At 40.5% G+C, this 10,698-nt stretch carries 5 protein-coding genes and 1 pseudogene; 2 read left to right on the top strand and 4 right to left on the bottom strand.

The window, feature by feature from the left end; translation table 11 throughout:
* Positions 1 to 74 precede the first annotated feature (74 nt).
* Entirely contained in the window at positions 75 to 1,103 is a 1,029-nt protein-coding gene (obgE, locus tag AB0756_RS26090) for a GTPase ObgE (protein ID WP_038085954.1), read from the top strand.
* A gap of 182 nt (positions 1,104 to 1,285) precedes the next feature.
* Here obgE and AB0756_RS26085 read toward each other — a convergent pair whose 3' ends face one another.
* The 3 genes and pseudogenes from AB0756_RS26085 to AB0756_RS26075 all read right to left on the bottom strand — a co-directional run bounded on the left by AB0756_RS26085 (position 1,286) and on the right by AB0756_RS26075 (position 7,907).
* Complete coding sequence (locus tag AB0756_RS26085; RefSeq protein ID WP_038085956.1) at positions 1,286 to 7,384, bottom strand: hybrid sensor histidine kinase/response regulator; 6,099 nt, start codon at positions 7,382 to 7,384, stop codon at positions 1,286 to 1,288.
* A 117-nt stretch (positions 7,385 to 7,501) separates the two neighbouring features.
* Positions 7,502 to 7,765: pseudogene (locus AB0756_RS26080) on the bottom strand (hypothetical protein); the annotation flags it as partial.
* A gap of 10 nt (positions 7,766 to 7,775) precedes the next feature.
* Positions 7,776 to 7,907, bottom strand: a complete 132-nt coding sequence (locus AB0756_RS26075; protein ID WP_072040823.1) for a ribbon-helix-helix protein, CopG family — start codon at positions 7,905 to 7,907, stop codon at positions 7,776 to 7,778.
* A gap of 52 nt (positions 7,908 to 7,959) precedes the next feature.
* On the opposite strand from AB0756_RS26075, the gene AB0756_RS26070 reads away from it, so the two are divergent.
* Entirely contained in the window at positions 7,960 to 9,084 is a 1,125-nt protein-coding gene (locus AB0756_RS26070; protein ID WP_408104017.1) for an RNA-guided endonuclease InsQ/TnpB family protein, read from the top strand.
* A 251-nt stretch (positions 9,085 to 9,335) separates the two neighbouring features.
* Here AB0756_RS26070 and AB0756_RS26065 read toward each other — a convergent pair whose 3' ends face one another.
* Positions 9,336 to 10,688 carry a lysozyme gene (locus AB0756_RS26065; protein ID WP_408104019.1) on the bottom strand — a complete coding sequence of 451 codons (1,353 nt, stop codon included), beginning with the start codon at positions 10,686 to 10,688 and terminating at the stop codon, positions 9,336 to 9,338.
* Between the last annotated feature and the right edge of the window lie 10 nt (positions 10,689 to 10,698).

Below are 10,698 nucleotides of genomic sequence, written 5' to 3'. Positions count from 1 at the left end.
ACGGCGGGAAACCCGCCTGCAGGGCTGGTCTCACCATTAGCCATTAGCCATTAGCAATTAGCAACTAACATATTATGAAATTTATCGATCGAGCAGAAATTGAAATAGAAGCAGGGAAAGGAGGGGATGGTATAGTCGCCTTCCGACGAGAAAAGTACGTACCTGCAGGCGGTCCCTCTGGTGGTAATGGGGGAAAAGGCGGTTCGATATACCTAGTTGCCGTGGAAAACCTGCAAACTTTGCTAGACTTTCGCTACGAGCACCGTTTTCAAGCAGAAAATGGTTCTCGTGGGGGACCAAATAACCGAACGGGAGCCAATGGAAAAGATTTAAACATTGAAGTCCCGGTAGGAACTATTGTCTATGACGCAGAAACGGATGAAATCCTCGGGGATTTAGTCAAACCAGGACAATCGTTACTGATTGCTGCAGGCGGTAAAGGCGGATTGGGAAACCAGCATTTTTTGAGCAACCGCAATCGCGCTCCCGAATACGCGCTTCCTGGTTTACCGGGGGAGACAAAGTTCCTCCGTTTGGAGTTAAAACTTTTGGCAGAGGTGGGCATTATTGGATTGCCAAATGCAGGAAAATCAACTTTGATTTCCGCTTTATCAGCAGCACGCCCCAAAATTGCTGATTATCCCTTTACAACTTTAGTACCGAATTTGGGAGTTGTGCGAAAGCCTACAGGTGATGGTACGGTGTTTGCGGATATTCCTGGGTTGATTGAGGGTGCTTCCCAAGGTGCGGGGCTGGGACACGATTTTTTGCGTCACGTCGAGCGTACCCGCATACTGCTACATTTAATTGACGCTACAAGTGATGATGCGATCGCAGACTACAAAACAATTCAGCAAGAGTTACAAGCTTACGGACAGGGTTTATCAGAACGCCCGCAAGTTTTAGCGCTCAATAAAATTGATGCTGTTGATAGAGAAACAAAGGATTTGGATGCTCTAGCCGAGCAACTCAACCACCTGTCTCATTCTCCTGTTTTCCTCATTTCAGGAGTCACTGGTGTTGGATTGCAACCGTTGTTACAGCAAGTTTGGTCAATTCTCGACCAGATGAATGCTGTTGAGGTTGAAGAAATTCCTGTTTAACCTCTCTTGCTATGGTAATTTCATATACCGTTACGGTGGGCATTGCCCACCGTATTAGACTTGTGGTCAGCAATGCCAATACTCTCAAAGTATTGCCCAAGAAACTAGATCGACACTGGTTTGAGAACTCACTTTTCTAGTTTATTTGTCCGTACCCAACGAGCTGGTATTGCCTACCCGACTTAATATTTTCTCAAGAATTCCAGTATTTGTTTGCTTTTGAAACCTTCAACAAGTTGGCGCAAATGGTTAGCAAAAGGTACAAATTGTTCATCCAATTTCTCTAATTCTACAGATCGTTTAGCAATACTTTTGAGGTCACCTTTCATTGCTAAATGAAGCAAAATCGCCAGTTCTTCCGCAGGTGGAGCCACAAGGGAGTTGATATCAGCACTTGGGGAAGGGAGAGTAGAAAGTTGTACGTTGTTATCTACTTCTTCATAAACCCATTCCAAAGCCAAGTAAATTCTTAATTTTTCTAAAAGCTCAGCTTTTCTAATCGGTTTGGGAAGAAAATCATCGCAACCCACTTCTCGGCTCTGCTGGCGATCGAATTCAAAAACGCTAGCAGATACTGCTATCACCACCGTATGTTTGAAGTTTGGTAGCATTTTAAGACGACGGGTAGCTTCAAAGCCATCCATTACCGTCATCACTAAGTCCATAAAAATGATATCTGGCTCAAATTCTCGTGCTTTATCAATACCATCTAAACCATCTGTTGCTTCTGCGACTTCAAATCCTAAAGGTTGTAATAAATTGACTAAAACCGAACGATTCGCCCATTTATCATCTACAACCAAAACTTTTCGTTTGGTTCCTAAAAAACCAATAATATTCGATTTCTGAAGAAATTTAAGACCAGACGGAAGTATTACCTCGGAAACCCCCAAATCAAACCAAAAAACACTGCCTTTGCCTAAATTACTCTTTACTTTCAGTTCACCGCCCATCATCTGAACCAATTGACGGCTAATTGCCAACCCCAAGCCCGTTCCTTCAGTCTTGCGTCTGTCTTCACCAACTTGCTTGAAAGGTAAAAAGATTTCTTCCAATTGCTCTAATGGAATGCCAATACCTGTATCTTCAACTTGAAAGCGAATTTTAGGGATTGAGGAGGGGGTAGACAAGGTAGAATTTTCTTCCTTGTCTCCCTTGTCTCCCTTCTCACCATTCCCAATTTCCCATACTGTGAAAGTCACACTGCCTTTTTCCGTAAACTTGACAGCATTGCTAAGTAAATTCATTAAAATCTGACGCAATCTTTTTTCATCGGCTCGAATAATTCGCGGCAGGGGAGAAGGCGTTTGGTAAATTAATGAAATTTCTTTTTGTTCGGTACGGATGCAGTAAAGTTGAACAATACTCTCAAGAAAGTCCGGAAAATTAAATTCTTGAGGGTAAAGTTCCATTTCCCGCGCTTCAATTTTAGAGAGATCCAAAATATCGTTGATCAGCGTTAGTAAGTGTTCTCCACATTGATAAATAACGTTTATACCCTTTATTTGCTTATCTGTTAAACTTTTATCTTTTTGAAAGATTTGAGTGTAACCTAATATACCATTAAGCGGAGTGCGAAGCTCGTGGCTCATGTTTGCAAGAAATTCGCTTTTTGCTTGGTTGGCGGCTGCAGCGACTTCTTCTGCTCGTTGACGTTCGCGAATTTCTTGTTGAAGTCGCAAATTTTTTGCTTGTAGCTCTAACGTTCGCTTTTGGACTTTTGCTTCTAGAGTTCGATTGGAATCTTCTAGATCGTTATAAAGACGTGCGTTTTCAATTGAGATAGCCGCTTGCGAAGATAAAAGTTGCAAAACTTCCAAACGTTCTGGTGTGAATGCTCCAGCGATCAAGTTATTTTCTAAATAAAGAATGCCAATGAGTTTACCTTGATTAACGATGGGCGTACATAAAATAGATTTGGGTTGATTGGTGATGATGTAATTATCCGTTGCAAAGACTTTCTCAAGCGTGGCATCATTTAAAACAACATTCTCATGAGTTCGATGCACGTAATTTACAATCGATATTGGTAGCTGCTGGCTGGAATTTACGGGTATTGATTGCTGTGATGTTATCTCCTCTTGACCACATTTTCTTGAAACTTCTATAAATAATTGCCCTGCTTTTTCCAAAATAAAAAAGCCTGTTTCAGCACCAGCATTTTCAATCACAATAAGCATCAAGTTAGCCAGTAGCTTATCTAATACAATTGTGCTGGAAAGAGCTAAAGATGCTTTCATAACAGCAGCTAAATCAAAAGCTCCATAACTGCTGGCACTTGTAGAATTATTTTTCTGCTCGACCTCTAGAATTGTGGTTTTTTGCTTTAAAATAGGAGAAAAATCTTGAAAAAACTTTGCTTCTAAATCTTTAACTTTTGCCGTTGCTCCCCAACACAAATATCCATAATATGCATCATTTAGATAAGTCCGTGCTACTTTTTCCCGTCCACACTCAAAATAAAATTTTGCTGCGAGTTCGTTAGAGAGGGCTTCTTCCTGAATATATCCCTGTTCTTTAGCTCCAAGGATGGCTCGGTCATAAAACTCTGTAGCTTGCCAATATTGACCTAAAACTCGTGCTTTTTCTGCCTCCACAAGATCGTACTTATGCTGAAAGTTCATAGGAGCATAGTTTGCCCATTTTTGCATCTTTTCTTGATTGTTTATTATCCTACTTAAAAGGTGTTCTTGTTGTGAATTTGGTACGGAGCGATATACGGCAAGTTGTGCTAAAGAATCGTAGAAATAGAACAGCGGTACAATTAACCATCCTATAACTCCATCCAAATACTGTTCGGCTTTGATAGCATTTTCAGCAGCCTGAGAAAATTCTCCAAACAAGTAACAAAGGATTAATTTGTTAAGAAATACATAACACACTAACGTTCGTTCGTTAAATTGGATGTGAAGGGGTAAAAATTGGGTTTCATTGTAAGCATCGCCCACTAGATCGCAAGGATTTTTAGACAATCCTATTAAGTTTAAAACTGCTTGATGACAGACTTGATGCCACTTCAAAGCAGCTTCTTGATTAATTTGAGCGATCGCCTGACCATATCGAGCCATTTCCTGTTCGAGTTTTTTTAACTCTGCACCGCTCCAATATGAATATTGGCAATAATTACTAGCTGAATATCCAGAATGTATCAAATCGCCATATTCCAATCCATTAGAGTAAGCATCTTCTAGCAGTGGTAAAGTTTCCCTAACATGATGTTTCCAGTGGAGTATAAACGTTGAAACCTTAAATAAGGTTTGACTTCTTACCTCACGAGCATCCAATCGTTCTAATAAATTTAATGCTAATTGTCCAAATTTATAAGCAGCATCAATATCTTGTAACAATCCACTAAAAACAACTCCATAATCAGCAAACCCGCTAGCTGATAGAGAGATATTTCCATTTTGAATAGATAACTTGACTTGCTCGCAAGCCATCAAAATAAATAGTGCAGGTGCAGATTGATAGGCAGCAGGAACCAAACTAGCTATCAGACGAAATGTGGCTAGCTTATTCGCGTCTGTCATTATCGGTAAATTAATTAAATGTTCTATACCGCTATGAGCTAAAGATACTGTTATTTCCTGAATTGCTTGCTGAATATCCAGAGAAGTAGGTGATTCAATCAATTTTACTCCCAGAATTTCCAAAGCTTGTAGGCCTATTTTCACCGCTTCGAGGAGTTTTCTTTGCACTCCACAAGTTTTGATTCGTAATTCATAAACTTTCACTTTGTCCAGTTGTGTTTTGGCTTGTTTTAGCACAACTTCAACTAGTTGCTCCATGTGCTCAAAATCACCGCTAAGAAATGCTGCTTCGGCAGCTTCATGATATAAACTCAATGTGAGTTCATATCGTTGGTGCCAACTAGAAGCAGGCAATAACTTCAACCCTACTTTTAAATAACGAACAGCGGAGTCATACGCTGTCGCTGCTTTTGCTTTCTGGCTGGCTATAAGATTGAGTTCAGCTAGCTCATATTTTTGTAATTCTAAAGTCAATAGATCGGTACCGTAATTCAGTTGATTGACTAAAGCAAAGATCTGTTCTCTTCGTTCTTCAGGTGTCGTATTTTGCAGTAGCAATTTACCAATTTTTAAGTGAGTTTCCTTTTTCTGTGAATCTACAATTAGAGAATAAGCTGCTTGTTGAACTCGGTCATGTAAAAACTTATAAACGATTGGGATCTCGGAATTAACGATTGGTGAAGAGGAAGATTCTTGCCCAGTTGTCAACCGCAAGTTCCCAGTCTCTATTGTTTCCGAATCAAACACAAGGGGAATTTTATAAGATTGATTCAAGGGCAAAACTAAACCTGCCTGTAGAGATTCCCATAAATCTGTTGCTGTTTCTGACAAAGATTTTTGGTTAACAATACTGAGAAGATCCAGCGTAAATTTATCCCCAATACAAGCCGCTAACTTTAAGACATTTTGGGTGTTCGATGACAGTTTTTGAATTCGATTCACCATCAACTCAATGACATTATCTGTGATATCAATGTCTTGAATTTGCTCGATATTCCACTGCCAGTAGCCTTTAATAAAATTAAATACTAACAGATTTTCTTGATAGAGAGATTTGAGCAAATGAATTAAGAAGAAAGGATTTCCTTGGGTTTTGTTAAACACTAGCTCGGCAAGCAAGCGTGATTTTTCTGAATCAGTACGGAGAGTTTCCCTAACTAATTGTTCGACATGGGAAATCAGCAAAGGCTGAAGGGTAATTTTGTTGACGACTACACCCAATGATTCAATTTCTTCTAAAGTTAACCTCAAAGGATGCACTTCATTAACTTCGTTATCCCGATAAGCCCCAATCAGTAAGAGATATTGGCTATTTAAGTGACCGATCAGCATCTGAATTAACTTTAAAGAAGCTAAATCTGCCCATTGTAAATCATCTAAAAACATCACTAATGGATGTTCTCTTTGACAAAAAACATGAATAAATTGTTGAAATACCCGATTAAAACGATTCTGAGATTCGGTTAGCCCTAATTGAGCGATATCTGGCTGACGACCGATAATCCATTCAACTTCAGGAATTACATCAATAATAACCTGACCGTTAGAACCAAGAGCATTTAAAAGTTTTGCTTTCCAAATTGTTATTTTTTCCTGACTTTCTGTTAGAATTTGTCGCAGGAGTTCTTGAAAAGCTTGAATCAAAGAACTGTAGGGAATGTTTCGCTTAAATTGTTCAAATTTACCAGAAATAAAGTATGCTTGCTGGCAAACAACGGCTTGATGAATTTCATTTACTAAAGAAGTTTTACCAATGCCTGAATAACCACTGACTAACATCATTTCAGTTGCACCAAGACTCACTCGCTTAAAAGCGTCTGTTAGAGCGGTCACTTCTTGTTCCCGACCGTAAAGTTTTTGAGGAATTAGAAATTGACTGTATAAATCAAGCTGTCCGATGAAAAAATCTTCAATCTTTCCTGTTGCTTGTAATTTTCTCTGACATTCTTCTAAGTCAAATTTTAGTCCCAAAGCATTTTGATATCTCTCTTCAGCAGTCTTCGCTAATAACTTCATAACAATATCAGAAATGGCTTGGGGAATCTCCGGATTTAATTGGCAAATTGGTATCGGAGTTCTAGCGATGTGGCAGTGAACTAATTCCAAAGGATCTGTTCCTTGAAATGGTAGTTGTCCTGTTAGGATTTCATAGAAAGTGACGCCTAGAGAGTAAAAGTCACTTCGATAGTCAATAGAGCGGTTCATCCTTCCAGTTTGCTCTGGTGACATATAGGCTAGGGCACCTTCAAGTAGATGAAAATTGCCTATCGTCGGATTTTCTATTGGCAAAAAAGATGAAAGACTAAGATCTATAATTTGAACTTGACCTGTTTTTCTATTAATGAAAATATTATAGGGTTGAATATCTTTATGAATAATATGATTTTGATGCAAATGAGCTAATATTGATGCTAATTGAATTGCAATTTCTAAAAAACTACTTAACTCAATTTTTTTTGTATTAATAAAGTTTTTTAAAGGTTCTCCCCCAAAATCAGACAAAATAAGTGCTAAACCGTTTTTGTAACTAACCTCAGCAAGCGGTTTCACAATTCCATCTATGTCAAGGTTTTGGAGGATTTTATATTCGTGTCTGAGATGAGCGAGTTGTTCTATGGTTGGATACTCCGCTTTGAGAGTTTTAACCATCACCCAATTTGGCGCTGTCTTCTTGAAAGCACGATAAATCCAGGTATTGTCTCCTTCATAAAGAACTTCCAGAAATTGGTACTCATTAATATTGAGACTCATTTTTATTTTTTGCGATCGCAAATAGATATCAAGTAGTGCTTTCTATCTTAATTCTCCAAACTCTAACTTTAGTATTTGACATCCTCCCACGGCTAAAAGCGCGTGGGATTCCCAGAATCACTTCTGAGAGTTCCTCTTTCTTCGACCCGACTTATTCTGAGGAGTTTCTTCACCAGAACAGAGGTCGATGTCTCCAGAGGCGATTAACGTTCCCGTGTGCCCCACGGTACGGGAGCCACTCCGTTGGGCGGCTCCGCCGACTTGAAGGATGTGGCGTAGTCCGATCTCAAGGATGTTGCGAGCTGCGTTGTGGTCTCTCCCCTGAATGTGAAGACAATGAGGACAGATATGCGTTCTAGTAGAAAGCGTTTTCTTTACCAAAAAAATGGGTTTAAAGCCCCGTCCTTCTAGGACGGCTTTTCTTCAATTTCCGAATTAACTCACGAATCACATCGTTTTGAGTGCGACTTGTTTGTTTGCAATGCTCTACTAGTATCTCATACTCTTCGTCCGAACACCGCACTGTTCATTTTTTCATGCTGTGATATTGCCGACAAATGTGGGACAATAATAACATGAAATCATTGAAGTTTAAGCTGTACGAACACAAGCGGAATAGACACCTCAAGCGAACGATTAACGCGTCAGGGGCTATCTACAACCATTGCATTGCCCTGCATCATCGGTACTACAAGATGTGGGGCAAGCACTTGAATTGTGCAAAGCTTCAATCTCATATTGCTAAATTGCGAAAGCGGAACCCGTTTTGGCAATTGGTGGGTTCTCAAGCAGCACAGGACATCTGTCAGCGCATTGAGAAAGCGTACCAATTATTTTTCAAGTACAACAAAAAGGGGGTTCGTCCACCAGGATTCAAGAAAATCAAGAAGTACAGATCCTTCACTCTCAAACAAGCAGGATACAAGTTTCTGGGTGCCAATCGGATCAAGATTGGAAATCGAGTCTATCAATTTTGGAAATCCAGAGAAATTGAAGGAACGGTCAAAACATTAACCATTAAACGGACACCACTGGGCGAACTGTTTATGGTGATCGTAGTTGACAATACAAACAGTCCGCAAATCAAATTCGAGACAGGTAAAATTGCTGGGTTTGATTTTGGACTTAAGACATTCCTCACTTGTTCGGATGGTACAAAAATTGAGTCTCCTCAATTTTTAAAACAGTCTTTCAACGCCATCAAGAAAGCGAGCAGACAGCATTCCAAAAAGTTAAAAGGTTCTTCCAATCGAGAACGAGCTAGAAAAAATTTGGTACGCAAATACGAAGGCGTGACTAATGCTAGATGCCACTGGTTTTGGAAGTTAGCTCACGACTTAACCAATAAGTTTGACGTGCTTTGTTTCGAGACACTCAACCTCAAAGGAATGCAACGTCTTTGGGGTCGCAAAATATCAGATTTAGCTTTTGGAGAATTTCTCCAAATTCTAGAGTGGGTTGCCACTATCAAAGGCAAACAAGTTGTATTTATAGATCGCTGGTATCCGTCTACCAAGACTTGCTCTCATTGCGGATACGTTCTAGAAAATCTGGATTTGTCTGTCAGACAGTGGCGCTGCCGGTCTTGTCAATCGTTGAATGGGAGAGACGAAAACGCCGCTAAAAATATTTGTACAGTTGGGGCATCAACTGTTGGGTTAGACGACGTAAGACGGGCTATGTCCGCAGTTGTTGCTTGAGCCTAGAATCCGCGCACTTTTAGGGCGCGGAGTATGTCAAGACTTTTCCACACTTAGAGCACTTTTGAGATGTTCCATAATTCCGGATAAAACTTGAAAGCACCGTCCATGTGCTACGCATTTATGAGCGAAAATGCGGTGTGGCTTTGCCTCCCGCATTATTCGCGTCCCACACCCCTAGAAGGGGTGGGCTTTCTGCTTTTATTGCTGTAAGCACACTCAATCGAAGTACCGATTGAGTGTGTGGTAGTTCACCGTCTTCTGATTGCAACAGGAACGCGATCGCCCTTTTGTGCAATTGCCATTGCTTTAAGGTAGGCTTCTTCTACGGAAACGCCTTGCCAAACTAACCCTTCTGCAAATCGACGACGCTTTAGACCCAGTTCTACATGGGTTCCAGGATTGCGATAAAGAGATAAAGTTTCGGGTAGTTCTGCCCATTGCTTGTTTTTGAGGATGCGACGAATAGAATCAAAATCGCCCTCAGTCATAAATTTGCTCCCTAGGTTGTACCCAAAGGAGAGCAACGCGCCTTTTTGGTTTTCATTCATCTGTTCCCAAAAAGGAACGCTTTGTTCTAAGTCACTCACGTACCGATTGCTCAGCTGATCGATTAATAATTTATCTGCTCGCTCTTGAGTGATGCGATCGCCAAGCTGCCATTTTGAGCCGTCTTCTTTAAGAGTGCATCCCCAGCCAATTGTGATGGGTTCATTGCCTGAGAGCGGATCGGGATAGGCATTAAGAAAGCAGCTTTCAAACTTTTTTATCAGTTCTACTCCAGGGCGAGGGAGTTTGTTTGAGACTTGAAGCACTGCATATACGGAAGGACAACTGCCAAGGTTCCAATCTACGTATAAGTATCTTGGATCGGTGTCGCGCAACCATGTTACAACTTTTTTCATATCATTCAAATTATACGTAACCGGGCATCCTACAGAACCCGATTTTCCCTGGTTAGCATTGTGGTCGTTATGAATAACAATTTCAGATCGTCCTGTCATACCCGGTCCATCGTAAGTTAAAGGAACGCTAACGGGTCCAATACCTTCGCCATGACTTGCCATCCAATTATCTTTGCCACCAGCCCAAAAAAGATTTTCTATTCTCCAACGTCCTTCCGGTAGGGGTTCGCCACTGCCAGAGATGCTATCTACCCCTTTGCGGAAGTACTGCTTTGATGGCTGTCCGGAACGCATATTTATTTCATCAATTACTTGACCATCTTTAAAATACTGGAGTTTAAGGACTTGACAGCCAAACTGATCTTTCTCCGGAGTTCGGGTTAATCTTAAGTAGTTTAATCCCGGTACAAGTTGGGAAGCGGTCCTGTTTTTCTTGAGTTTCAGTAATGCTGTGGCTGTGCTCGGACCGAGGTATTCAGGATCTTGCAAATACGATGCTTTCTTAAAGTCAGAAAATGCTTGCCTTGTGGCTGCATCAGCAATGCCATTAATAGTGACTTTGTAACCTCCATCGCTCAAACATTGCTGCACTTCTGTTATCAATTCTTGAGGGAGTTGGGTGAGCTTTAAGTTAGTAGAGTATGTCGCTAAATCCATGTTTGTTGTCTTGTTACCCTGATGCAATATCTCTAGCATCATAAATTGCGGT

Source organism: Tolypothrix campylonemoides VB511288_2, from assembly GCF_045999855.1.
In the GTDB taxonomy this organism is placed as follows: Bacteria; Cyanobacteriota; Cyanobacteriia; order Cyanobacteriales; family Nostocaceae; genus Scytonema; species Scytonema bouteillei_A.
Note: the sequence above shows the minus strand (reverse complement) of the source record. Positions and strands in the feature narration are given on the sequence as shown.

Bases quoted from the DNA above. Each gene is read 5' to 3' on its own strand.
- obgE (WP_038085954.1), top strand. From the start codon at position 75: ATGAAATTTATCGATCGAGCAGAAATTGAAATAGAAGCAGGGAAAGGA.
- AB0756_RS26085 (WP_038085956.1), bottom strand. From the start codon at position 7,384: ATGAGTCTCAATATTAATGAGTACCAATTTCTGGAAGTTCTTTATGAA.
- AB0756_RS26070 (WP_408104017.1), top strand. From the start codon at position 7,960: ATGAAATCATTGAAGTTTAAGCTGTACGAACACAAGCGGAATAGACAC.
- AB0756_RS26065 (WP_408104019.1), bottom strand. From the start codon at position 10,688: ATGATGCTAGAGATATTGCATCAGGGTAACAAGACAACAAACATGGAT.